The sequence below is a fragment of the Scandinavium sp. genome (genome assembly GCF_036271055.1).
Taxonomy (GTDB): domain Bacteria; phylum Pseudomonadota; class Gammaproteobacteria; order Enterobacterales; family Enterobacteriaceae; genus Scandinavium.
This window is the reverse complement of record NZ_DATBBJ010000027.1, coordinates 23,470-47,236: the sequence shown is the minus strand read 5'-3', so window position 1 is coordinate 47,236 and position 23,767 is coordinate 23,470. Positions and strand designations below refer to the sequence as shown.

Genomic DNA, 23,767 nt, shown 5'->3' with positions numbered 1-23,767 from the left:
TGGCGAGGGCTGGCGTAGCCTTATGAGAGGAACGCGAAAGAGTCAGGAGAACACAGATGAAAAAGGTCGCAATCGTGGGCTTAGGCTGGCTGGGCATGCCGTTGGCGCTGTCGTTAACGGCGCGAGGCTGGCAGGTGTCCGGCAGCAAAACCACCGAAGATGGAATTGAAGCCGCGAGAATGTGTGGGATCGACAGCTATTTGCTACGCCTCGACCCGCAACTGGTCTGTGACGCCGACGATCTCGATGCTTTGATGAATGTCGATGCGTTGGTAATTACCTTGCCCGCCCGACGTACCGGACCGGGGGAGGATTTTTATCTTCAGGCCGTGCAGGAGATTGTCGACAGCGCACTGGCGTATCAAATCCCGCGCATCATTTTTACCAGCTCAACCTCTGTCTACGGTAAAGGGCAGGGGACGATCAAAGAAACCGCCCTGCGTGAGCCGATCACTTCCAGTGGGCGAGTCTTAAAAGAACTGGAAGACTGGCTGCACAATTTACCGGGGACGTCGGTGGATATTCTGCGACTCGCAGGCCTGGTGGGACCAAATCGTCATCCGGGCCGTTTCTTTGCCGGGAAATCAGCGCCGGACGGTCAGCAAGGCGTCAACCTTGTACACCTCGAAGATGTGATTTCGGCGATAACGCTGCTGCTGCAAGCGCCAAAAGGTGGGCACATCTATAATCTGTGTGCGCCGGGCCATCCGTCGCGCGCAACGTTTTACCCGCAGATGGCGCGCGAGCTTGGGCTTGAGCCACCTGTGTTCAGCGAGAGTGCGGAGCAGGGACGCACAATTGATGGCAACCGCATTTGTTCTGAGTTGGGCTTTGAGTACCAGTATCCTGATCCGCTGGTGATGCCGCTGGAGTAAACCGTCAGCGGTGACATCGCGTACCGTAGGGGGCGACGATGAAACCATTGCTGGAAGTGCTCATCATTCTTGATGCGCTCGATAAAGAAGGGAGCTTTGCTGCGGCGTCGGCAAAGCTTTTTAAAACCCCGTCGGCGCTGAGTTACACCGTTCACAAGCTGGAAAGCGATCTCAACATTCAACTGCTTGACCGCAGCGGCCACCGCGCGACATTTACCCGCACCGGAAAAATGCTGCTGGAGAAAGGCCGCGAAGTCCTGCACACCGTCCGCGAACTGGAAAAACAGGCCGTCAAACTTCACGAAGGCTGGGAGAACGATTTAGTGATCGGCGTGGACGACACTTTCCCTTTTTCGTTGCTGGCGCCGCTTATCGAACAATTCTACGAAAAACACAGCGTCACCCGGCTGAAATTCATCAATGGCGTATTGGGCGGTTCCTGGGATGCCTTAGTGCAAGGGCGAGCGGATATCGTGATTGGCGCATTGCATGACCCGCCGCCGCTCAGCAATTTTGGTTTCGCGCCATTGGGCGAACTGGAACAGATTTTTGTTGTGGCGCCGCATCATCCTTTAGCAACCGAGGCTGAGCCACTGAACCGCAAAATGATTAAACGCCATCGGGCGATTGTGGTTGGTGACGGCACCACGCCAGATTGCCCTGCATTCCAGCAACTGCTCGACGACCAGGAAGCGATCACCGTTTTTGATTTCAAAACCAAGCTGGAGTTGCAAATCAGCGGGCTGGGTTGTGGGTATCTGCCGCGTTATCTGGCGCAGCGTTTTCTTGAAAGCGGCGCGCTGGTCGAAAAACAGGTGCTCGCACATGTCCCGTTTGATGCGGTTTGGATCGGCTGGAATGAGCAAACGGCGGGACTTGCAAGCGCCTGGTGGCGGGATGCGGTTTTAGCAAATAGTGCGATCGCGGCTGTTTTCCAGCGTGCCGCTGATGAAAAATCAGACAGTTAGCCGGCGGGATTACGTTATAAGCCTTGCATTCTCTTGTTTTTATCCGGGGAAGGGGGCAAAATACGCGCCAGCAAAAAAGAGACTAACCGACGCAAATCATAAGGCGTCGGTTATTTTTTTGCTACGAGAAACACTCATTCAAAACAAGAGGCCGGGCTTCGTACCGGATAGATACTTACTAAAAATCGACAGTTGTTGTCGCCGAGGATTATTAAAAAATGGGGCATTCTTTTGCTTACGCGACGGCTTTCACCGTAAAGGGGAATAACCATGTCGCATAACGCTACTCCAAACACCTCTCGCGTGGAATTACGTAAATCGCTTACGTTGATTCCGGTTGTTATGATGGGTCTTGCCTATATGCAGCCTATGACGCTGTTCGATACTTTCGGTATCGTATCTGGACTGACCGATGGTCATGTCCCGACAGCCTATGCATTCGCTCTGATAGCCATCCTGTTTACTGCATTAAGTTACGGTAAGCTGGTTCGCCGCTATCCGTCAGCAGGTTCAGCTTATACCTATGCTCAGAAATCCATTAGCCCGACGGTTGGCTTTATGGTGGGCTGGTCTTCGCTGCTTGATTATCTGTTTATGCCGATGATCAACATCCTGCTGGCGAAAATCTATTTCGAAGCACTTGTGCCTTCTGTTCCTTCGTGGATATTTGTTGTTGGGTTAGTGGCCTTTATGACCATTTCTAACCTGCGCAGCATTAAAACCGTGGCGAACTTCAACACCCTGATTGTGATGCTGCAGATGGGTATCGTGGCCGTTATCGTCGGCATGATCGTCTGGGGCGTTCATAAAGGTGTGGGCGCGGGTACGTTGACCAGCAGCCGTCCGTTCTGGTCTGATGGCGCGCATATCACGCCGATGATCACTGGCGCGACGATCCTGTGCTTCTCCTTCCTGGGCTTTGACGGTATCTCTTCGCTGTCTGAAGAAACCAAAGATGCTGAGCGCGTTATCCCTAAAGCGATCGTCCTGACGGCGCTGATTGGGGGCCTGGTCTTTATTGTTGCTTCTTACTTCCTGCAACTTTATTTCCCGGACATCTCACGCTTTAAAGATCCCGATGCTTCTCAGCCTGAAATCATGCTGTACGTGGCGGGTACGACCTTCCAGTGGTGCATCCTGATTTTCTCCAGCGTTACCGTGCTGGCGTCCGGTATGGCCGCACACGCAGGCGTTTCTCGTCTGATGTATGTGATGGGGCGTGACGGCGTGTTCCCGAAAAGCTTCTTCGGTTACGTTCACCCGAAATGGCGTACTCCGGCCTGGAACGTATTGCTGGTTGGTGCGATTGCCCTGCTGGCGATTAAATTTGATCTGGTGACCGCTACGGCGTTGATCAACTTCGGTGCGTTGGTGGCATTCACCTTCGTTAACCTGTCGGTCATTTCCCAGTTCTGGATCCGCGAGAAGCGTAACAAAACGCTGAAAGACCACTTCAACTACCTGATTATGCCGGTATTGGGTGCGTTAACAGTCGGTGCGCTGTGGATCAACCTGGAAGAGAGCTCTATGGTTCTCGGTTTGATTTGGGGCGCGGTAGGTCTGATTTATCTGGCCTGCGTTACCCGTAGCTTCCGTAACCCGGTTCCGCAGTACGAAGACATCGCATAAGCTTTCTCGCGATAAAAAAACCGGAGACACAGTCTCCGGTTTTTTTATGCCTCGCATTCAGACTCAAACAATCTCTTGTGCGTATTGATACAGCGCTTTTACCAGGGCGAGTTTCTCGCTATTGCCTTCATATTGCACGTACAGCTCTTGCAACTCATTGGCGTAGGCTTGCAGAAACTCTGGCGTAAACACCTCGCGACGATGTTCTAACCAGCGCTGCTGCTCGTTTTCATCCAGTGTGCCGGGGAAGTTACGCGCCCGATAGTTGAACAGCAGTTTTTCGATTCGTTTGTCGGCGAAGGTTAAATCCAGCGCTGGAAGATTGCGTGGTTCGGTTTCCAGCAGGATTTTCATCGCGGTGCGATCCGCATCGCTAAAGAACCCGTTATACAGTTGCGTATCCACATTCTCTGACGGCACGAAAGGTTCCGCTTCGGCAAAAATGGCGACCACTTTCTCTCGAACTTGTGGGTTTTCGCGCAGCACTTTCAGGTTATCCAGACACAGCTGACGATTAACCCCCAGACGCTCGGCATCTTCCGGACGAAGGGTATTGGCCTTTGCCAGAATCGGGCATTTGTTGAGATGCACCAGTTTTACTGGCACTGCCGCCAGATCGCCAAGATCCGCTTTTGGCGTATACAAACGCTCACGCAGTTCATCAGCGTTCAGTTCAAGCAGCGGTGAAATATCGCCTGCCAAATCAACTATAATCACCGCGTTGCGGTTATCCGGATGCCAGGCCAGCGGTGCCACCCAACTGGTATTGCCTCGCCACGCGCCAAACATGCCTGAGATATGCATCAACGGGGTCATTTGCGGGACGTCTATCAGCGTCGCCAGCTTATTCTTGCCGCGATAAGTATAAAGGTAGTTAAACAGACGAGGCTGACGTTCTTTCACCAGCTTCGCCATTGCGATGGTGGCATACACATCAGCCATCGCGTCATGGGCGTTGCTGTGTTCGATACCGTTGGCTTTGGTCAGGTGCTCCAGACGAAAACTGGGTAAACCGTCTTCGTTTTCTGGCCAATTAATGCCTTCCGGGCGTAGGGCGTAACAAGCGCGCATCACATCGAGCAGGTCCCAGCGCGAGTTATCATGCTGCCAACTCCATGCGTAAGGGTCGTAAAAGTTGCGATAGAAGATATTGCGCGTGACTTCATCATCAAAGCGGACGTTGTTGTAGCCAACCACGCAGGTTTTTGGGACGGTAAACAGGTCATGGATACGGCGGGCGAAAGCCGCTTCGTTTTCACCTTTCGCCAGCGCTTCCTGCGGTGTGATGCCGGTTATCATCACCGCCTGAGGCTGTGGTAGATAATCGTCTGCAGGCTTGCAGTAGAAAACTTCTGGCTCACCAATGATATTGAAATCGGCATCAGTGCGAATAGCCGCAAATTGAGCAGGGCGATCCAGTTGCGGGCGAGTGCCGAAGGTTTCGTAGTCGTGAAACAGAAATCCGGCTTGCGGTTGCGTTTCTTGCATGAGGTGTCTGCTTTCCGTGTGCACGTTAGCCTGTCATGGTAAACGATTTGCCTCTTTACCAGAAGCGAGCAGGGGACTCCTGCGAGGCGGTTCGCAGCAAATGTCATACTTTCTTGCAATTTAATGCTGTCAGCAAAGCGTATCTGCCGTAAAAAGAACGGGAATACAAGAAAGCTGAGGATATGCTGTTGAAAGGCCGTTTTTTTATTGCTGTTTCTTTGCTCACTTCGAGCATTTCCTGCGCAGTTGCCGCAGATTTTATTCCCGCAAAAGTACAACCTCCTGCTATTCAGGCCGCCGCCTGGGTGCTGATGGATTATACCACTGGCCAGATCCTTACCGCAGGTAATGAGCACCAGCAGCGCAATCCCGCCAGTCTCACGAAGTTGATGACGGGTTATGTAGTTGACCGCGCAATCGACAGCCACCGGATTTCGCCAGACGATATTGTGACTGTGGGCCGTGATGCCTGGGCTAAGGGTAACCCGGTGTTTGACGGTTCTTCCCTGATGTTTCTGAAAGCGGGCGATCGTCTGAGCGTCCACGATCTCAGCCGCGGTTTGATTGTCGATTCCGGCAACGATGCTTGTGTGGCGCTGGCGGATTATGTCGCAGGCGGTCAGTCGCAATTCGTCACGATGATGAATGATTACGTGAAAAAGCTGGGTCTGAAAGATACCCACTTCGAAACGGTGCATGGCCTGGATGCGCCAGGGCAGCACAGTTCGGCTTACGATCTGGCGGTATTATCCCGCGCAATCATTCACGGTGAGCCTGACTTCTACCATATGTACAGTGAGAAAAGTCTGACGTGGAACGGTATCACCCAAAACAACCGTAACGGGTTGTTGTGGGATAAAACCCTTAACGTCGACGGATTGAAAACGGGCCACACCGCGAGTGCAGGCTTCAATCTTATTGCTTCCGCCGTTGATGGAAAACGCCGTCTGATTGCCGTCGTCATGGGAGCAGAAAGCCCGAAAGGCCGTGAAGATCAGGCGCGTAAATTGCTGCAATGGGGCCAACAGAACTTCGATACCGTGCAGATCCTGCATAATGGCAAGAAAGTGGGCACCGAGCGCATCTGGTACGGTGATAAAGAGCAGATCGATTTGGGTACTGATCAGGACTTCTGGCTGGCGCTACCGAAAGCCGAAGTGCCAAAAATCAAAGCCAAATACGTGATGGATAAGAAAGAGATCGATGCACCCATCGCGGCTCATCAGCGTGTCGGGGAAATTGAACTCTATGACGGTGATAAAATCGTCGCGCACTGGCCGCTGGTGACGCTGGAAAGCGTTGGCAAAGGGGGAATGTTCTCCCGCCTGAGCGACTGGATGCATCACAAATCCTGACGAACGCTTTTATCGCTCAACGCCCTCTTCGGAGGGCGTTTTACTTTTCCGTTCTGTGAAATATCGCACATACTCCTTGAAGTCCGTTTGCTACATTTTATATGTATATTTATCCAGTAATCTCATTAGTGGAGGCAGCATGGAATACAGCATCAAACAGGAAAATCGTCGTGTCGTTGCAGGTTTTCACATGGTTGGGCCATGGGAGCAAACCGTTAAACAAGGATTCGAACAGCTGGCAATGTGGGTGAATGGTCAAAAAATCCCGGCGAAAGAGTGGGTTGCTGTTTACTACGATAATCCCGATGAAGTTCCCGCCGAAAAACTGCGCTGCGATACGGTTGTCACTGTTGGTGAAGGCTTTACGCCGCCTGCTAACAGCGAAGGGGTGATAGTCACCGAAGTTGCTGCCGGCACTTACGCAAAAGCGCCAGCGCGTGTGCTCGAACATGATTTCTCGACGCCGTGGCTGCAGTTCTTTAACAGCGTGCTGGAAGACAAAGATTACGAGCTCGACGCAAGACCTTGCTTCGAGATTTACCTCAATGACGGTAATCAGGATGGTCATTGGGATATCGAAATGTATATCCCTGTTAAAAAACGCGCTTTTTAACGTTAAAGAGCCTGAAATATTCAGGGTTATTTGCGCATCCGTGATGCCAGTGGCAGAAAAACAGATACAATTGTGTTTTCTGCCCTGGCCGGAGAGCGGGTGTGCGCGCCGATAAATCCCTGAGTCCTTTTGAAATCCGTTTATACCGTCACTACCGTGTTGTTCACGGGGTACGGATTGCCCTCGCATTTATTCTGACATTTCTGTTGGTGCGCCTGTCGCAGATCCCGGAGGGGACCTGGCCGTTGATCACGCTGGTGGTACTCATGGGCCCGATATCCTTTTGGGGAAATGTGGTGCCGCGCGCGTTCGAACGCATTGGTGGCACCATCTTTGGCTCAGTGCTGGGGCTGGTGGCGCTCAAACTGGAGCTGATCTCATTACCGCTGATGTTGCTGTGGTGTGCGGCAGCTATGTTCCTGTGTGGTTGGCTGGCGCTGGGCAAAAAACCGTATCAGGCGTTATTGATTGGTATTACGCTTTCCGTGGTCGTCGGCGCACCTGCCGGAGACATGCACATGGCGCTGTGGCGAAGCGGGGACGTGGTGATTGGTTCGCTACTGGCGATGTTATTCACCGGTATCTGGCCCCAGCGGGCGTTTCTTCACTGGCGCATTCAGATGGCGAATTATGTCACTGAATTGAATCGCCTTTATCAAACCGGTTTTTCTCCGAACTTGCTTGAACGTCCACGTCTGGAGCGCCGACTGCAAAAAGTGCTCAATGAAGTGGTCAAAATGCGCGGTCTGATTACGCCTGCGAGCAAAGAGACACGCATTCAGAAGTCGATTTTTGAAGGTATCCAGACCGTCAACCGGAATCTGGTTTGCATGCTGGAACTGCAAATTAATGCGTATTGGGCGTCGCGTGGCAGCCATTACGTAATGCTCAATGCCCATACTCTGCGCGACATGCAGCACATGACACAACAAACGCTGCTCACCATCGCGCATGCATTGTACGAGGGCAATCCGCAGCCGATTCTGGCCAATAATGAAAAGCTCAACGACATTGTGGCGGAGCTGCGCCAACTGGTGAGTGATTATAAAGGCGAGAACCTGGCAGAAACGCCGATGCATGGTTATGTCTGGCTAAGTATGGAACTGGCGCGACAGCTGGAACTGTTGTCGCATCTGATTTGCCGGGCGTTGCGCAAATAACGCCCACACGGTAACGGTTTAATGTGCGCTTGTTTCGATTCAGCACCGTTTAGGGTTATGATTGAGACAGAGCAAAAACCATTGTCATTCGCGGTCGCTAGCAGTTATGTTTACCCGTAGCGGCTGTTTTACGAATCCGAATCTTCATTATCAGGGGTGTAAAAATGGAAATAATTAAGCCTTCGTTCCAGGACGTTCTGGAGTTTGTTCGTCTGTTCCGTCGTAAAAACAAACTGCAGCGCGAGATTCAGGACGTTGAGAAAAAGGTCCGTGACAACCAGAAGCGTGTGCTGCTGCTTGATAACCTCAGTGACTACATCAAACCAGGCATGAGCGTTGAAGCCATTCAGGGCATCATCGCCAGCATGAAAACCGACTACGAAGATCGCGTAGACGACTACATCATCAAAAACGCTGAGTTGTCCAAAGAGCGTCGCGAGATCTCCAAAAAACTGAAAGTGATGGGCGAGCTGAAAACGGCAGAAACCAAAGCCGAATAAGTTGCTGACGCGGTGAGGGGATAAACTTCATCGCGTTTAAACATGTACAGATGACAGAAAAGCAAAAAGCCTGCTCGAAAGCAGGCTTTTTAAATATGGCTCCTCTGACTGGACTCGAACCAGTGACATACGGATTAACAGTCCGCCGTTCTACCGACTGAACTACAGAGGAATCGGTTGGACGCCTATCTTAGCGGCGGGGAAATATTTGTCAAACCCCATTTTCGCCTTTGTGCGTGACTGCTGGTTCCATCAACAATCTGTTGTATTTACCCACAATTTAAACGCAAAACGACGTTGCAGGTTTGCCGATTCTCCCTCATTATTTAAAACGAGGTTTCAACTTTCTCTCTAAGGCACCCTTTGAACGTCTCTGCCGCTGTACGCCAGGCTGTCACTCGCACTACCTGGTATAAAAACCGCAAGACCTACCGTACTCTTTTCTGGCGCGAAATCACCCCCCTTGCTGTGCCTATCTTTCTGGAAAACACCTGCGTCCTGTTGATGGGCGTGCTCAGTACCTTTTTGGTGAGCTGGCTCGGTGCGGATGCGATGGCAGGCGTTGGGTTGGCCGACAGTTTTAACATGGTCATCATGGCCTTTTTCACCGCAATTGATTTGGGGACCACGGTCGTCGTTGCCTTTAGTCTTGGCAGTCGGAACCGAAAACAGGCGCGGGCAGCGGCGCGGCAGTCATTGGTGATAATGACTTTGTTCTCGATAATCCTTGCGGTGGTCATTCACCTGTTTGGTCGGGAAATTATCGAAGTGGTGGCAGGGGCTGCCTCCCCGCATGTCAAAGAACTGGCGCTGACTTATCTTGAACTGACGGTGTTGAGCTATCCGGCGGCGGCGATTGCGCTGATCGGCAGCGGTGCGCTGCGCGGGGCAGGCAACACCAAAATTCCGCTGCTGATTAACGGCGGGATGAATATCCTCAATATCATCATCAGTAGCATCCTGATTTACGGCGCGTTTTCCTGGCAGGGCATGGGCTTTGCCGGTGCCGGTCTGGGCTTAACTATTTCACGCTATATTGGTGCTGCCGCGATTATCGCTGTGCTGGCGGTGGGCTTTAATCCGGCGCTGCGTATCCCGCTCAAAAGTTATCTGAAACCCCTTAATTTCGCCATTATCTGGGAAGTGATGGGGATTGGTATCCCGGCGAGTATCGAATCGGTGCTGTTTAATAGCGGCAAACTACTGACGCAAATGTTTGTAGCAGGGATGGGCACCGACGTCATTGCGGGTAACTTTATCGCCTTCTCGGTGGCCTCACTGATTAACCTGCCGGGGAATGCGCTGGGATCGGCTTCCACGATCATCACCGGCAAACGCTTAGGCAAAGGGCAGATAGGGCAGGCCGAACGCCAACTGCGGCATGTGTTCTGGATGTCGACAATTGTGCTCACCGCCATTGCCTGGGGGACCGCGCCGTTTGCGGGCTTGTTCGCTTCCTTCTATACCCATGAAGCGGACGTGCAACAGGTGGTGAAAGAACTGCTGTGGCTGAACGCCGCTTTTATGCCGATCTGGTCTGCGTCGTGGGTGTTACCGGCAGGTCTGAAAGGCGCTCGTGATGCCCGTTTTGCGATGTGGGTGTCGATGTTCAGTATGTGGGGCGCGCGCGTGGTCGCCGGTTATCTGTTAGGGATTGTGCTCGGAATGGGCGTCGTCGGCGTATGGCTCGGGATGTTCCTCGACTGGGCGGTGCGCGGCGTGGCGTTTTATTGGCGTATGGTCAGCGGGCGCTGGCTGTGGAAATATCCACGGATCCGGCAGGAGTAAAAGCCGGGTGGCGGCTACGCCTTACGCCGGCCTACAGGGGTTGTCGCGCCGCCGGGAAATAAAAAAACGTGCAGAGGGGATCTCTCTGCACGTCGGGTCATCATAATGATTGCTCAAAATAAGCTGTAGAGGAAATGAAGCCAACACCCCTGTAGCTTGAAGTATGACGAGCATTACACCCCAAGGCGATCGCGAAGACTGTAGTAAGCCGCGCCCATTGCGGTAAACGGAATACGCAAGGTACGGCCTCCCGGGAACGGATAGTGCGGCAGTTTGGCAAAAGCGTCGAAACGCTCTGCGTCGCCACGCAGCAGTTCGGCAATTAACCGACCCGCCAGATGCGTACAGGTCACGCCGTGCCCGCTGTAGCCCTGCATGTAGTAAATATTGTTATCCAGACGACCAAACTGGGGCATGCGAGACAGCGTCAGCAGGAAGTTGCCCGTCCAGCTGTAATCAATTTTCACCCCTTGCAGCTGCGGGAAGGTTTTCAGCAAGTTCGGCATCACCAGACGCTCAATGTCTGCCGGATCGCGTGCGCCATACACCACGCCGCCGCCGTACAGCAGGCGGTTATCGCCGGTCAGACGGTAGTAATCCAGCAGATAGTTACAGTCTTCTACGCAGTAATTTTTCGGGATTAATGATCGGGCGACATCTTCACCCAACGGTTCAGTGGTCAGAACCTGAGTCCCGCACGGCATGCTGCGTTTCGCTAATTCCGGCTCCAATTTATCGCCAAGATAGGCATTACCCGCCACAATCACATATTTCGCCGTGACGTTGCCTTTCGCGGTGCTAACCACCGCCGGGCTGGTGTGCTGAATATTCGTCACCGGGGACTGCTCATACACTCGCCCACCGTTGAGGCGAATGGCGTCAGCTTCACTGATAGCCAAATTCAGCGGATGAATATGACCGCCGCTGTGATCGAGTAGCGCGCCGACATAACGATCGCTGTTCACTTCCTGCTTCAGTTCATTGGCGTCCAGCATTTCAAGCTGGGTGTTGCCGTAGCGTTCCCAGTTGGCTTTCTGCTCTTCCAGGGTTTCGAGCTGCTTGTGGTTCATCGCCACGAACAGGCCGCCCGGTTTATAGTCGCAGTCAATCTGATAACGTTTGATGCGTTCGCGAATAATCTTGCCGCCTTCAAACATCATGCTGCCGAGCATTTTGGCGGAATCAGGGCCGTAGGTACGTTCGATAACGTCGATGTCGCGGCTGTAGGAGTTGACCAGTTGTCCGCCGTTGCGACCGCTGGCGCCGAAGCCGATGCGGGCAGATTCCAACAGCACCACGTCATACCCCATTTCGGCCAGATGTAATGCCGAGGAAAGCCCGGTGTAACCGCCGCCCACCACGCACACGTCGCAGGTAACAGACTCGGTCAACGTCGGGAACGGTTCATACTGATTGGCGCTCGCGGCGTAATAGCTGGTGGTATGTTCAGTCATGATTAAGGCTCCAGGGCAATCCAGATAGTTTTCAGTTCACTAAATTTTTCCAGCGCGTGCAGGGACTTATCGCGCCCGTTGCCGCTCTGCTTATAGCCGCCAAACGGCACGGTCATGTCGCCATCGTTGTAGTTATTGACGAACACGGAACCGGCTTTCAGGCGACGGCTCATTCGGTGCGCGCGCGATAAATCGCGGGTCCACACGGCGGCCCCGAGGCCATAATCGCTGTTGTTAGCGATTTCCAGCGCCTGCGCTTCGCTTTTAAAGCGGGAGACGACCAGTACCGGGCCGAAGATTTCATCCCGACCAACGCGAGCATCTGGGGTGGTATCAACAAAAATGGTGGGGCCGATCGCCGCCGGATGTTTACCGTCGCGGCCATCCAGCGCGAGTTTGCCCTGCGTTTCGCCATCGCGAATAAAGCCGTGCACCAGATCGGCGTGGGCGTTATCAATCAGCGTACCCATAGTGGTATTCGGGTCGAGCGGGTTGCCGGGCAGCCAGTTTTTGGCCTGTTCTTTTAGCAGAGCGAGGAACTCGTCGGCGATGCTCTCTTCGAGCAGCAAGCGCGTTCCGGCGATACACACCTGGCCCTGGTTGTAGAAAATACCGGCGGCAGTCGTCGCGGCGGCTTTCTCCAGATCCGGGCAGTCGGCGAAAACAATGTTGGCGCTTTTACCGCCCGCTTCCAGCCAGACGCGTTTCATGTTGCTGTCACCTGCGTCTTTCAGCAGCTGTTTGCCGGTACGGGTTGAACCCGTGAAAGTGATCACATCGACGTCAGGATGCTGGGACAGCGCCTGGCCCGCTTCATGACCAAAACCAGGGATGACGTTGAACACGCCGTCCGGCAATCCGGCTTCTTTCGCAAGCCCCGCCAGACGAATGGCGGTCAGTGGCGATTTCTCAGACGGCTTGAGGATAACGCTGTTGCCTGCGGCAAGGGCGGGGCCCAGTTTCCAGCAGGACAACAACAGCGGGAAGTTCCAGGGAACGACGGCAGCAATCACGCCGACCGGTTCGCGCACAATCAGCGCCAGATCGTTCACGCCGGTGGTGGCGACTTCGCCATACACTTTATCGATCGCTTCGGCATACCAACGGATAGCGCGGGCGCTGCCTGGAATATCATCACGCAGGCTATGGCGAATAGGCTTGCCGGTATCGAGCGTCTCCAGCAGCGCCAGTTCCTCGTGATGCTGCTCCATCAAATCCGCCAGCTTATTGAGCACGGCTTTACGTTTAGCCGGTGAGGCCTGCGACCAGTCACCGCGTTCGAACACCTCGCGAGCACCGCGCACGGCACTGTCCACATCCGCCTTTTTACCGCGAGCGACGTGAGCCAGCGTGCGTTGCCCTGCCGGATCTACAGTCTCAAACGTGCTGTTATCCTGTGCCTGACAATATTCCCCGTTAATAAATAGACGGGTTTCAGGTACGGCATTTTTCGCTTTTTCCTGCCAGTAATTCAGATGCTGAAAGTCCATGCTGACTCCTTTGAATTCAAATAGATAATCGGTCTTTCTGTGCTGCTAACGGCAAAATCAGGCTGCAAGAGGTCCCAGGAAATAAATCCTGTGAAAAACGTATTGTTGAAAATGGCCTGAGAAACTCAGGCCATACGGGAATCAGAACGTGGTGGGCGTGTGGGCGCTGATAATGCGGCAGATGCCTGCCGAGGTGTTGCTGAAGCTGTGCGGTATGCCGGTGTTGATGGCATAACTCTGCCCTGCAACGAGGTGGTAATCCTGGCCGTTGATGGTCAGGAGCACTTCACCTTCCAGTATCGTGCCTATTTCCTCACCCTGGTGTTTGATCCTCTCCCCGGTGGTTGTACCCGGTGGGTAGGTCTCGAAGATCATTGCCAGTGTCCGGTTCGGATTTCCGTTATGAACCAACTTCATTGAAACCCCCTGACTGCCGATTTCAATCAGGTCGTCCTGATTGATAATCACCTGCGGCTCATCAGGTTTTTCCGGTTCCGCGAAGAACTCGGAGAGCGACAGCCCATAAACTTTCAGCAGCTTTTGCAGCGTACTGATGGCAGGACTGACTTTGTCCTGTTCTATGGTGCTGATGGCGCTATGCGTTAATCCAGACAGTTCGGCGGCACGACGTTGAGAGAGACCCAATTGCTGGCGGATCGCTGACAAACGTTTACCCGGCGCCAGGCCGTCATCGCTCATATCGGTATTTCCTTAACAGTAGGGGTCAGAGTCGCTGTTTTTCAGCGTGATGGTTCTGACAAGCGGTGATAAAACCTTCAAGCAACAAGCGTGACAGGGCGTATTCGCTACTGTTCCATTCAGGGTGCCACTGCACACCTAATGCGAATGGGTGGTCGTGAACGCTGGCAGCTTCTAACAGACCGTCCTGCGCGCGGGCTTCCACACGCAGTAACGGGCCGAGCGTTTTAGCGCCTTGTCCGTGTAATGAATTTACCCAAAACGTGTTGCAACCCGGTATTAACCTGGAAAGCAATCCTCCCTCTTGAACCTGGACTTCGTGAGATGGCGCATATTGTTGCTCCACCGGGAGTTCCGGATCTTCACGGTGTTCCAGGAACTGAGGCTGATCGCACAGGCGACGATACAGAGTCCCGCCAGTCGCGACAACCAGTTCCTGCAAACCCCGGCAGATGGCGAAAATGGGGATGCGCCTCTCAAGCCCGGCGGTGATCAACGCCATGCTCAATTCATCACGCCCGGGATCGGCGTCAGGCTCATCGCCGTTTTCACCATAAAGGTGCGGCTGCACATTGCTGGGGCTGCCAGGCAAGAAAATACCATCAAGTTTTGGCAGTAGCGCATTCAGCAGTTCTGGCTCTGCTAATGCATGGGGCAAGGCAATCGGCAAACCGCCAGCATTCAATACAGCATTCAGGTACTTTTCTTGCAACGTTTGGGTCTCGTGACCCTTAAGCCTGTTTCTGCACATCACAACGCCGATAAGCGGCTTGTCAAATATATTGCCCATGATCAACCTCACAGTCTGGACTAAATTATTGCCAAAATCTTCCATATGGCTCTGTTCCGTTCAATATTTTCTCAATCTAGCAGCGAGATAACCGTTTTGCAAACTCAATTTAACATTTGACAAACATTTGGATTGGTATCATTGTCGAAAAGTGGACATTATATTTAACGGTCTGAGCGAATGACCGGCATCTAAAGCAACGGCGGTGAATCATGGAAACCAATATCGTAGAAGTTGAGAATTTTGTTCAGCATTCCGAAGAGAGACGAAGTAGCGCGTTTGCACGCGAAGTCAAAACCTTCCTCGAAAACTACCCCAATACCCAATATGTTGATGTTCTGCTAACCGATCTGAACGGTTGCTTCCGTGGCAAACGTATTCCGGTCGCCAGCCTGCGTAAGATTGAGAAAGGTTGCTACTTCCCGGCGTCGGTGTTTGCGATGGATATTCTGGGCAACGTAGTAGAAGAAGCCGGGCTAGGACAAGAACTGGGCGAACCCGATCGCAATTGTGTGCCGGTGCTGGGCACCTTAACCCCGTCAGCGGCTGACCCGGAGTTTATCGGGCAGGTGCAGTTGACCATGCTGGATGAAGATGGCGCTCCCTTTGACGTTGAGCCACGGAACGTGCTGAATCGACTCTGGCAGCAATTGCGCCAGCGCGGTCTGTTCCCCGTGGTAGCGGTAGAGCTGGAGTTCTATTTACTCGATCGTCAGCGTGATACTGAAGGTTACCTGCAACCGCCATGCGCGCCGGGCACCGATGACCGTAACACCCAAAGCCAGGTCTACTCCGTTGATAACCTGAACCATTTTGCCGATGTGCTGACCGATATTGATGATTTAGCGCGTCTGCAGTTGATTCCTGCCGATGGCGCTGTCGCCGAAGCGTCACCGGGTCAGTTCGAAATTAACCTTCACCACACCGATAACGTGCTGGATGCCTGCGACGATGCGCTGGCCCTGAAACGTTTGGTGCGTACGGTGGCGGAAAAACACAAAATGCACGCCACCTTTATGGCCAAGCCATATGAAGAGCATGCCGGCAGCGGGATGCACATTCATATCAGCGTCCTGAATGCGAAGGGCGAGAACGTGCTGGCTGACGCCGATGGCGAAGATTCGAGCATCCTTAAGCGTGCACTGGCAGGAATGATAGATCTGATGCCAGCTTCTATGGCACTGTTAGCGCCTAACGTAAACTCCTACCGTCGTTTCCAGCCAGGTATGTATGTGCCAACGCAGGCTTCATGGGGGCATAACAACCGTACCGTTGCGCTGCGTATCCCTTGTGGCGATCGTGACAGTCATCGTGTCGAGTACCGCGTGGCGGGGGCAGATGCCAACCCATATCTGGTGATGGCCTCTATCCTCGCGGGTATTTTGCACGGTCTCGATAACGAGCTGCCGTTGCAGGAAGAAGTCGAAGGCAATGGTCTGGAGCAGGAAGGGCTGCCGTTCCCTATCCGCCAGAGCGATTCCCTGTGGGAATTCATGCAGAACGACAACCTGCGCACACTGATGGGCGAACGTTTCAGCCATGTGTACCACGCCTGTAAGAACGATGAGTTGATTCAGTTTGAGCGTCTTATCACAGAAACTGAAATTGAGTGGATGCTGAAAAACGCCTGACCGGTGTCATGCCGGGCGGCACTCCGTTTGCCCGGCCTACGTCGTGTGTAGGCCCGGTCAGCGAAGCGCCACCGGGCGAAAAAGAAAAAATAAGCAGCATCATCGGTCTGAGCGGAGCCAGACCGGACGTTTTGCAGGGCAACCTGCCATTTCCCGATGTCGCGTAATGGAGCGCGGGCGGCAACGGGTCTTCAGTTAAACGACAGATTGTATGACGAGGAAATGAGATGATGCAGATGTTCAAATACCCGCACGGCGAAGGCGAATGCTGCTGCCGCATTGATTACGACGGACCGTCTATCGGTCATTGCCCGACGTTTACTCCTTTATTAACACGACTCACCCCCAGGCTAAGCAGGTTTGCAACAACGACGACATTATCGCAAACCTGGACGCGCATGGGGGGGCTTCGTCATGGCGACTAATTCAGCGCTCGAACTCCAGTCGCAGGCGGGCAAACCGCAGTTGCGCAAATCTTTAAAACTCTGGCAGGTGGTGGTGATGGGGTTGGCCTATCTCACGCCGATGTCGGTGTTTGATACTTTCGGTATTGTTTCCGGGATCAGTAACGGTCACGTACCAATGTCCTATCTGCTGGCACTGGCGGGTGTGCTGTTCACCGCTATCAGTTACGGTAAACTGGTTCGTCAATTCCCACAGGCAGGTTCTGCCTATACTTACGCGCAAAAGTCGATAAGCCCACATGTTGGCTTTATGGTGGGATGGTCATCGTTGCTGGATTATCTGTTCCTGCCGATGATTAACGTCCTGCTGGCGAAAATCTATCTCTCTGCGCTGTTCCCCGGCGTGGCGCCGTGGATTTGGGTGGTCGGCTTTGTGGTGATCCTCACGGCGGCCAACCTCAAAAGTGTGAACCTGGTGGCGAACTTCAACACTTTGTTCGTGCTAGTGCAGATTTGCATCATGGTGGTGTTCATCTTCCTGGTGGTGCAAGGGTTGCATAAAGGCGAGGGCGTCGGCACGGTTTGGTCGCTGCAACCGTTCATCAGCCAGAACGCACACCTGATCCCGATAATTACCGGGGCGACGATAGTCTGTTTCTCGTTCCTGGGATTTGATGCGGTCACCACGCTTTCAGAAGAAACGCCGGATGCGGCGCGCACCATCCCGAAAGCGATCTTCCTGACGGCAGTGTACGGCGGCATTATCTTTATCGTGGCGTCGTTCTTTATGCAGCTGTTCTTCCCGGACATCAGTCGCTTCAAGAATCCGGACGCGGCGTTGCCGGAAATCGCCCTGTATGTTGGCGGTAAACTGTTCCAGTCAATTTTCCTCTGCACCACGTTTGTGAACACGCTGGCTTCTGGCCTAGCATCACATGCGAGCGTTTCACGGTTGTTGTATGTAATGGGCCGTGACAACGTATTCCCGGAAAAATACTTCGGTTACGTGCACCCGAAATGGCGCACTCCGGCGCTGAACGTGCTGATGGTTGGGGTTGTCTCACTTTCCGCACTGTTCTTTGACCTGGTCACCGCGACGGCGCTGATCAACTTCGGTGCGCTGGTGGCCTTTACCTTCGTGAACCTGTCGGTGTTCAACCACTTCTGGCGTCGCGAAGGGCGCAACAAAACCTGGAAAGATAAACTGCATTATCTGATCCTGCCGCTGGTGGGTGCCGCGACCGTTGCCGTGCTGTGGATCAACCTTGAGATGACGTCATTGACGTTGGGACTGGTGTGGGCCGCAGTTGGTCTGTTGTATCTGACCTATCTGACACGCCGTTTCCGCAAGCCGCCGCCGCAGTTTGACGCAGCCAAAGCGGAACGGGCCTGGGAGTGATTTCTCCGGCGGTTGGAGAAGAAATCGCCAAACGAGTAAAATTGTGAAAAACAGGCTTTGACAAGGAACGGGCGCATCGCTAATATGCGCCCCGTTCACACGATTCCTCTGTAGTTCAGTCGGTAGAACGGCGGACTGTTAATCCGTATGTCACTGGTTCGAGTCCAGTCAGAGGAGCCATATTTAGAAAAGCCCGTTCAGGAAACTGAACGGGCTTTTTGCTTTTCTACGTTTGCGTAGGCCTAAGATCTGAACACCGGGAAGCACAACGCCGCGCCACCCGGTGTATTTCGTAGAATTAACTCACCTGAACTCTCACAGGCGCGGTCGCTGCAAATAGCCAAGGGCGGGCATCGCTGTCGACGCGTGGGGAAAGGGTTTCACGCACTTGTTGATGGTAATCGTCCAGCCACTGTTTTTCCTGATCGGTAAGCAGATTGAGTTCTACCTGGCTCAGGTCAATCGGGATCATCGTCAGCGAGGCAAAGCGGCAGAAGCCTGGCAATGCGTCGACCACTTCCACCTGATTTTCAATGCGAATGCCGTATTCACCTTCCCGATAATAACCCGGCTCGATGGTGATGATATTGCCTGCCGCCAGCGGCCACGGATTGACCTTTTTGGCGATACGGTGCGGCGCTTCGTGGATCAGTAATTGATGCCCCACACCGTGTCCGGTGCCGTGATCGAAATCAAGGCCCAGTTCCCACAGATGACGGCGCGCAAACGCATCCAACTGATGTCCGAAACTGCCGGAAGGGAAGGTGAGCGTGATAAGCGATAAAAAGCCTTTCAGTACGGCCGTGTAATGCAGTTTGCGCTGTGGATCGAGCGGACCATACGCCAGCGTGCGCGTGGCATCGGTTGTGCCGTTATGGTACTGCCCACCAGAATCATTCAGGTAGAAGCTGTCGGCGGTAATGGCGGCGTTGGTGCTTTCGCTTGAATGGTAATGGCACATCGCGGCATTGGCCGATGCCGCTGAGATGGTGCCAAAACTCTGCTCGATAAAGTTTTCCTGCTGCTCGCGGAAGGCAAGCTGTTTGGCCTGTGCTTCTAACTCGGTCAGCGGATTTCCGGCGGCGATACGCACCGGCACTTCATGCGCCAACCAGGCGAGGAAATTCACCCATGCCGCGCCATCCTGATGATGACTGTCCCGGTAGCCTTCCAGCTCAACCTGATTTTTGGTCGCCTTGATAAAGGTTATCGGGTCAGCTGCCCATTTCACTTCACCGCCATGTTGTTCTACGGCAAAGCGCAACGCCACAGGTGCGCTGTCGGCATCCAGTTGGACACGTTTCCCGCTGGCGATTTGCTGGCAGCGAGGAACGAGCTGTTCCATTGGCGACAGTGTCAGGCTCGAGAGCAACGCCTGCGGCAAAGTGGCCGTTTTCCTTTCATCCACAAACCATTCCACGTCACCGTTGAGGCTGAGCAAGACAAAAGAGAGGGGCACCGGGCTGGTAGCGATATCCGACCCGCGCACGTTCAACAGCCAGGCGATATTATCCGGTTGCGTGATGGCGAGGTAATCTGCGTCCAGCGCATCCAGTTTTGCCGCGATACGCGCACGTTTCTCTTCACTGCTTTCACCCGCAATGGATAACGGCATCTCACGGATAGCGCCAATCGGGGCGGCAGGGCGATCGTGCCAGACGGTGGCAAAAGGATCTTGCGCCAGCGGAACCAGCTCGCAGCCAGCCATTTTCAGCGCTTCAAACTGGCTGTTGGCCATCAGCATTGGATCGAAACCGATACGGCTGCTGGCAGGCAGATGATTTTCCAGCGGATCATTGTGTAAATGATGAATGTCCCACGTCTGCGTATCGACTTCCTGACGAACCTGAACCTGATAACGCCCATCGACAAAAATCAGCGCGCGATCCTGAAGCACCAGCGCAACACCCGCCGAGCCGGTAAAGCCCGTCAGCCACGCCAGTTTGTCATCGTGCGGGGAAGCGTATTCGCTTTGCCACGCATCCGCGCGCGGCACGATCATGCCATCAAGCCCAAGTGCTGAGAGCGTGCTGCGTAGGGAAGACAGCGGTGATGAGGTTTGCATTGTCATTATCCTGAGGGTTATCGGAACGGAGGTTCGTTGAAGGTGCGCAGTTTGCGCGAATGCAGCTTGTCGCCCTCGGCGCGCAGCAGATCGATGGCGCGAATGCCAATCTGTAAGTGCTCCGAAATGGCCCCTTCATAAAAACGATTTGCCTGGCCTGGCAGTTTGATTTCGCCGTGCAACGGTTTATCTGACACGCACAGCAGCGTGCCGTAGGGAACGCGGAAGCGGTAGCCCTGAGCGGCAATCGTGGCGCTTTCCATATCAATAGCAACCGCGCGGCTCAGGTTGAAACGCAGTGCAGAAGCGGAATAACGCAGCTCCCAGTTACGGTCATCGGTGGTGACTACGGTGCCAGTGCGCAGGCGGTGTTTGACCTCTTCGCCCGGCATGCCGCTTACCTGTTTGGTGGCGTCGTACAGCGCGCGCTGTACTTCGGCGATGCTCGGGATAGGGATATCCGGTGGCAGCACGGCATCCAATACGTGGTCATCACGCAGATAAGCATGCGCCAGCACGTAATCGCCGATGGTCTGGCTTTCACGCAGGCCGCCGCAGTGACCAATCATCAGCCATACGTCGGGGCGTAATACTGCCAGATGGTCGCAGATAGTCTTGGCATTCGCTGGACCCACACCGATGTTGATAAGCGTGATGCCCTGGCCGTCTTTGGTGATCAAATGCCAGGCGGGCATCTGGTGTTTTTTCCACGCCAGATCAGAGACGGCGGTTTCCGGCGCTTCGGTATCGGCGGTGATCCACACGCCACCTGCACAGGAAAGGGCGATGTACGGGCTGTCCGGGTCAAGAATCTGGCTGCAACCCCAGCGGACGAATTCATCCACATATCGGGTGTAGTTAGTGAACAGAACAAATGGCTGGAAATGTTCGACTGGCGTGCCGGTGTAGTGACGCAGGCGGGCGAGAGAGAAATCCACGCGACGGGCGTCAAAATGTGACAGCGGATAATACTCAGTCGGATGGAACAATCCATCTGCCGTTTCATCGCCAATCTGCGCCAGTTCAGTTGTTGGGAAATGACGAGTCAGGCCCGCGCTCATTGAGCGGTCAAGTGTCAGCGTTGAGCCGTCAATCACATAAGGATACGGAATTTCATGCTGCGACCGTTCCACGGTGATGTGCGCGCCGTAGTCCTGATACAGCGACGTAAGCTGTTCGAGCAAATAGGGGCGAAACAGCGTCGGTTGGGTGATGGTGGTGGTGTAGCAACCGGCGTGAGTAAAGCGGCCCCAGGCGCGGGTTTTCAGCGCGTTATGCGCTTCGCCATCCCAGGAAACAGACAGCGCGGGATAAACAAATAATCCTTTCGCGCGTTGTTCTGTGTCGGGCAGAACGTTGTCATTGATATAACGACCAATGGCTTCACGCAGGGCGGTAACCGATTGGTTGTAGAGCGCGTCGAGTTGCTCCAGCGCTTGTTCCGGCGTCAGGCCGGTAGCCTTATTGTTCATCATTCGCTCCTTGTCTCTGCTCTGCGATGTTACCCGATAGTATGTCACAGGAATGTGAAACAAAAGCCAGCAGATAACCGTCTGGTTAGACGCTATGCACTTCGCGGTGAATGACTCATAGGGCACGCTGGTTTCCCCCCTTTATCGCTTCAGGGAAAGCGTGCTTGTTCGCAGGAGGTCTGAAATCTTGACCGTCAGGTAAAAAAACCTCAACCATTGCCTGTAACAAAATATAATACGTTATTTTGGTGAAGCTTATAAAAATCAGTTGGTTAATACGAATAAATGAATTGTCTCAAAGAGGATTTGTCATTACATCGTTTTGTAATCGCTGTTCGTTGTCGGTAAGGTTTTGCATCGGTTAACGACACTAATATCGTTCATATGGACCAATGAGAATAAAACTAACTTATCTGCATCGACCAAGAGGATAGTATGAGCAGCACTCATGATAAAACGCATGTCGACAAGGCTGGTTATTTATCCCGACGCCCATTAGCCTCCATTTCCCGGCTTATACAGGCTACTAAACCATTTGCTGAAAAGATGGTTTGTTCAGAAAGTAATTCTTTGGTGAATATTCCAGTCAATGAAGTCTGGTTGATTGAAGATGGATTAATGGTCATGTATCGGGACGAGGGGAAACACTTGTTTTTTATCTGCTCTGCACCCCTGATTCTGGGCGTGAATGGGATTTTTAATATACCTGTCAAAGGGTATGTCATTGGTTTCATGAGAAGCACCGTGATACACAAGTTGTCTACAGAACAGTTTGTCACCCAAATAGGTCAGCAGAATCTGTGGGAGGATCTGGCAAGATTAACAGGCTTCTACTTTGCTAACTCTTTAGAGAATAATGCCAGGCTGGTAAAAAAAGATAACTATAACGTGATTAAGTCTTTGATTCTTGAATATCAATATTTACCAGAGTTTGCCAGGGAAAAAACGTCGTTATCCTCGTATGTTATCCAGAAGGGAATGATTTCCCGCAGTTATGTTCTTAAGGTTTTATCCACACTGAATAAATGTGGGTATATAAAAGTAAACAGGGGTAAATTACTTTATGTGGATTATTTGCCTGCTGCTTTATGACATTTAGCGCCGAATGCTTTTACTTTTTTCAGCCCATTAGGGACGACATTGATACCATTTTGATAGGGTAACACTGTATGCACACCACTTTTTACTTCCAGCCATCGACCACTGACAGAGATTATCCATTTAATCGACGGTTATCTATCGGTGTCTTTATTTTGCAACGACGCGGCGTCTGCATCGAAAAGATAGCGAAGAAACTTCATGTTGATGTTCACAGGGTCGAATACATCCTTGCTCTTCGCAGAGTCAGGGACAGTGTCGTGAAAAAACAAGTTGAGAACCTGGGAGGCCGTAATTTTCGGCTGGCTCTTCTCCTGGTCGGTACGCGGATCCTAAAGATTGTATGGCCCTATCTCTGCAATGTTAATGAGCCACTCTGGGATCCTGCAGCAGAAACTGAAGAATGACTGACATGAGAAAGACCGGCTCAATTATCTGGGGCGGTCTTTCTCATGTGCCTGAATTTCTCCCCTTATTCATCAACTCTCCCTCCGCAATCGGACTAGCCAGGACTGCATTCGTTAGTGCCGGGCTTGTATGAAAATCGACCTTTCATCGGGTTGTGCTCCCAAAAAGCGATAGTAAACCGCAGGCTTTTGTATGAAAGCTAAACCATGCAGAGGTTAAGGTGTTAATTATTATTTCATTGAATAATAAGGATTAAACCCTCATTTTTATCTTCGTTCACAGACGTGAACTATTAGTTTTGTAAATTAATTACCTCCAAATTTAAGTTTTTGGCTTTTTGGACGCTTTAGCTATTCGTACGACATTTCTGATGTCTGCGCGTAACAAGGATACAAAGGGTCAATGACGGTGATATCAGAGAGGCAAAAGCCTCCACCAACGCCTCATAAAAAAAGCCCATCCAACAATTCTTCTGGTGTTT

Annotated in this window: 20 protein-coding genes, 2 tRNA genes and 1 pseudogene; 15 read left to right on the top strand and 8 right to left on the bottom strand. The window is 52.8% G+C overall.

Annotated features, from left to right (window positions below):
• Positions 1-56: 56 nt before the first annotated feature.
• From VH187_RS03155 to VH187_RS03145, 4 genes and pseudogenes are all read left to right on the top strand, one after another.
• Positions 57-875: an SDR family oxidoreductase gene (locus tag VH187_RS03155; RefSeq protein ID WP_329700027.1), complete on the top strand. Its 819-nt coding sequence runs from the start codon at positions 57-59 to the stop codon at positions 873-875.
• Positions 876-913: 38 nt separating this feature from the next.
• A pseudogene (locus VH187_RS03150) lies at positions 914-1,834 on the top strand (LysR substrate-binding domain-containing protein); the annotation flags it as partial.
• A 227-nt stretch (positions 1,835-2,061) separates the two neighbouring features.
• Positions 2,062-2,124 carry a membrane protein YoeI gene (gene yoeI, locus VH187_RS23435; RefSeq protein ID WP_414713902.1) on the top strand — a complete coding sequence of 21 codons (63 nt, stop codon included), beginning with the start codon at positions 2,062-2,064 and terminating at the stop codon, positions 2,122-2,124.
• A complete protein-coding gene (locus VH187_RS03145; RefSeq protein WP_329700026.1) occupies positions 2,114-3,472 on the top strand; it encodes an APC family permease in 1,359 nt (452 codons plus the stop codon). The genes yoeI and VH187_RS03145 overlap by 11 nt, the downstream gene beginning before the upstream one ends.
• 63 nt (positions 3,473-3,535) lie before the next feature.
• Here VH187_RS03145 and sbcB read toward each other — a convergent pair whose 3' ends face one another.
• Positions 3,536-4,960, bottom strand: coding sequence for an exodeoxyribonuclease I (gene sbcB / locus VH187_RS03140; protein WP_329700025.1), 1,425 nt, complete (start codon positions 4,958-4,960; stop codon positions 3,536-3,538).
• A 188-nt stretch (positions 4,961-5,148) separates the two neighbouring features.
• Here sbcB and dacD point away from each other — a divergent pair, with 188 nt between their 5' ends.
• The 4 genes from dacD (at position 5,149) to VH187_RS03120 (ending at position 8,588) form a co-directional block, all read left to right on the top strand.
• A complete protein-coding gene (gene dacD / locus VH187_RS03135) occupies positions 5,149-6,315 on the top strand; it encodes a serine-type D-Ala-D-Ala carboxypeptidase DacD (protein ID WP_329700024.1) in 1,167 nt (388 codons plus the stop codon).
• 139 nt (positions 6,316-6,454) lie between these two features.
• Complete coding sequence (sbmC, locus tag VH187_RS03130; protein WP_329700023.1) at positions 6,455-6,928, top strand: DNA gyrase inhibitor SbmC; 474 nt, start codon at positions 6,455-6,457, stop codon at positions 6,926-6,928.
• A gap of 101 nt (positions 6,929-7,029) precedes the next feature.
• On the top strand, positions 7,030-8,088 hold the full coding sequence (locus VH187_RS03125) for an FUSC family protein (protein ID WP_329700022.1): 1,059 nt from the start codon (positions 7,030-7,032) through the stop codon (positions 8,086-8,088).
• Between the two features lie 164 nt (positions 8,089-8,252).
• Positions 8,253-8,588 carry a DUF496 family protein gene (locus tag VH187_RS03120; protein ID WP_329700021.1) on the top strand — a complete coding sequence of 112 codons (336 nt, stop codon included), beginning with the start codon at positions 8,253-8,255 and terminating at the stop codon, positions 8,586-8,588.
• Between the two features lie 96 nt (positions 8,589-8,684).
• On the opposite strand, the gene VH187_RS03115 is transcribed toward VH187_RS03120, so the two are convergent.
• Positions 8,685-8,760 (bottom strand) — tRNA-Asn (locus VH187_RS03115).
• A 191-nt stretch (positions 8,761-8,951) separates the two neighbouring features.
• Between VH187_RS03115 and VH187_RS03110 the strand changes: the two genes are divergently transcribed.
• On the top strand, positions 8,952-10,376 hold the full coding sequence (locus VH187_RS03110; RefSeq protein ID WP_329700020.1) for an EmmdR/YeeO family multidrug/toxin efflux MATE transporter: 1,425 nt from the start codon (positions 8,952-8,954) through the stop codon (positions 10,374-10,376).
• A gap of 173 nt (positions 10,377-10,549) precedes the next feature.
• On the opposite strand, the gene VH187_RS03105 is transcribed toward VH187_RS03110, so the two are convergent.
• From VH187_RS03105 to puuD, 4 genes are all read right to left on the bottom strand, one after another.
• Complete coding sequence (locus VH187_RS03105; protein WP_329700019.1) at positions 10,550-11,830, bottom strand: NAD(P)/FAD-dependent oxidoreductase; 1,281 nt, start codon at positions 11,828-11,830, stop codon at positions 10,550-10,552.
• Positions 11,831-11,832: 2 nt separating this feature from the next.
• Positions 11,833-13,320 carry an aldehyde dehydrogenase PuuC gene (gene puuC / locus VH187_RS03100; RefSeq protein WP_329700018.1) on the bottom strand — a complete coding sequence of 496 codons (1,488 nt, stop codon included), beginning with the start codon at positions 13,318-13,320 and terminating at the stop codon, positions 11,833-11,835.
• Positions 13,321-13,461: 141 nt separating this feature from the next.
• Positions 13,462-14,019, bottom strand: coding sequence for an HTH-type transcriptional regulator PuuR (puuR, locus tag VH187_RS03095; protein ID WP_329700017.1), 558 nt, complete (start codon positions 14,017-14,019; stop codon positions 13,462-13,464).
• Positions 14,020-14,044: 25 nt separating this feature from the next.
• Positions 14,045-14,809 carry a gamma-glutamyl-gamma-aminobutyrate hydrolase gene (puuD, locus tag VH187_RS03090; RefSeq protein ID WP_329700016.1) on the bottom strand — a complete coding sequence of 255 codons (765 nt, stop codon included), beginning with the start codon at positions 14,807-14,809 and terminating at the stop codon, positions 14,045-14,047.
• Positions 14,810-15,021: 212 nt separating this feature from the next.
• Between puuD and VH187_RS03085 the strand changes: the two genes are divergently transcribed.
• From VH187_RS03085 to VH187_RS03070, 4 genes are all read left to right on the top strand, one after another.
• Entirely contained in the window at positions 15,022-16,440 is a 1,419-nt protein-coding gene (locus tag VH187_RS03085) for a glutamine synthetase family protein (RefSeq protein ID WP_329700015.1), read from the top strand.
• The gene (locus VH187_RS03080) at positions 16,419-16,607 is read left to right on the top strand and encodes a hypothetical protein (protein WP_329700014.1); all 189 of its coding nucleotides are present in this window, start codon (positions 16,419-16,421) and stop codon (positions 16,605-16,607) included. Before VH187_RS03085 ends, VH187_RS03080 begins: the two co-directional genes overlap by 22 nt.
• Positions 16,608-16,854: 247 nt before the next feature.
• A complete protein-coding gene (locus VH187_RS03075; protein WP_329700013.1) occupies positions 16,855-18,243 on the top strand; it encodes an APC family permease in 1,389 nt (462 codons plus the stop codon).
• 104 nt (positions 18,244-18,347) lie between these two features.
• Positions 18,348-18,423: transfer RNA gene (locus tag VH187_RS03070), tRNA-Asn, on the top strand.
• A 118-nt stretch (positions 18,424-18,541) separates the two neighbouring features.
• Here VH187_RS03070 and VH187_RS03065 read toward each other — a convergent pair.
• Complete coding sequence (locus tag VH187_RS03065) at positions 18,542-20,308, bottom strand: aminopeptidase P family protein (RefSeq protein ID WP_329700012.1); 1,767 nt, start codon at positions 20,306-20,308, stop codon at positions 18,542-18,544.
• A 17-nt stretch (positions 20,309-20,325) separates the two neighbouring features.
• Positions 20,326-21,780, bottom strand: coding sequence for an AMP nucleosidase (locus VH187_RS03060; RefSeq protein ID WP_329700227.1), 1,455 nt, complete (start codon positions 21,778-21,780; stop codon positions 20,326-20,328).
• Between the two features lie 435 nt (positions 21,781-22,215).
• On the opposite strand from VH187_RS03060, the gene VH187_RS03055 reads away from it, so the two are divergent.
• The gene (locus VH187_RS03055; RefSeq protein ID WP_329700011.1) at positions 22,216-22,872 is read left to right on the top strand and encodes a helix-turn-helix domain-containing protein; all 657 of its coding nucleotides are present in this window, start codon (positions 22,216-22,218) and stop codon (positions 22,870-22,872) included.
• 77 nt (positions 22,873-22,949) lie between these two features.
• On the top strand, positions 22,950-23,285 hold the full coding sequence (locus tag VH187_RS03050) for a hypothetical protein (protein WP_329700010.1): 336 nt from the start codon (positions 22,950-22,952) through the stop codon (positions 23,283-23,285).
• The last annotated feature ends 482 nt before the right edge of the window (positions 23,286-23,767 follow it).

What these genes read in the sequence shown, in the direction of transcription:
- VH187_RS03060 (WP_329700227.1), bottom strand. Translation starts at nt 21,780, where the DNA reads ATGAACAATAAGGCTACCGGCCTGACGCCGGAACAAGCGCTGGAGCAA.
- VH187_RS03050 (WP_329700010.1), top strand. Translation starts at nt 22,950, where the DNA reads ATGCACACCACTTTTTACTTCCAGCCATCGACCACTGACAGAGATTAT.
- puuR (WP_329700017.1), bottom strand. Translation starts at nt 14,019, where the DNA reads ATGAGCGATGACGGCCTGGCGCCGGGTAAACGTTTGTCAGCGATCCGC.
- VH187_RS03145 (WP_329700026.1), top strand. Translation starts at nt 2,114, where the DNA reads ATGTCGCATAACGCTACTCCAAACACCTCTCGCGTGGAATTACGTAAA.
- VH187_RS03085 (WP_329700015.1), top strand. Translation starts at nt 15,022, where the DNA reads ATGGAAACCAATATCGTAGAAGTTGAGAATTTTGTTCAGCATTCCGAA.
- VH187_RS03105 (WP_329700019.1), bottom strand. Translation starts at nt 11,830, where the DNA reads ATGACTGAACATACCACCAGCTATTACGCCGCGAGCGCCAATCAGTAT.
- puuD (WP_329700016.1), bottom strand. Translation starts at nt 14,809, where the DNA reads ATGGGCAATATATTTGACAAGCCGCTTATCGGCGTTGTGATGTGCAGA.
- puuC (WP_329700018.1), bottom strand. Translation starts at nt 13,320, where the DNA reads ATGGACTTTCAGCATCTGAATTACTGGCAGGAAAAAGCGAAAAATGCC.
- VH187_RS03075 (WP_329700013.1), top strand. Translation starts at nt 16,855, where the DNA reads ATGGCGACTAATTCAGCGCTCGAACTCCAGTCGCAGGCGGGCAAACCG.
- sbcB (WP_329700025.1), bottom strand. Translation starts at nt 4,960, where the DNA reads ATGCAAGAAACGCAACCGCAAGCCGGATTTCTGTTTCACGACTACGAA.
- VH187_RS03155 (WP_329700027.1), top strand. Translation starts at nt 57, where the DNA reads ATGAAAAAGGTCGCAATCGTGGGCTTAGGCTGGCTGGGCATGCCGTTG.
- VH187_RS03065 (WP_329700012.1), bottom strand. Translation starts at nt 20,308, where the DNA reads ATGCAAACCTCATCACCGCTGTCTTCCCTACGCAGCACGCTCTCAGCA.
- VH187_RS03120 (WP_329700021.1), top strand. Translation starts at nt 8,253, where the DNA reads ATGGAAATAATTAAGCCTTCGTTCCAGGACGTTCTGGAGTTTGTTCGT.
- VH187_RS03055 (WP_329700011.1), top strand. Translation starts at nt 22,216, where the DNA reads ATGAGCAGCACTCATGATAAAACGCATGTCGACAAGGCTGGTTATTTA.
- sbmC (WP_329700023.1), top strand. Translation starts at nt 6,455, where the DNA reads ATGGAATACAGCATCAAACAGGAAAATCGTCGTGTCGTTGCAGGTTTT.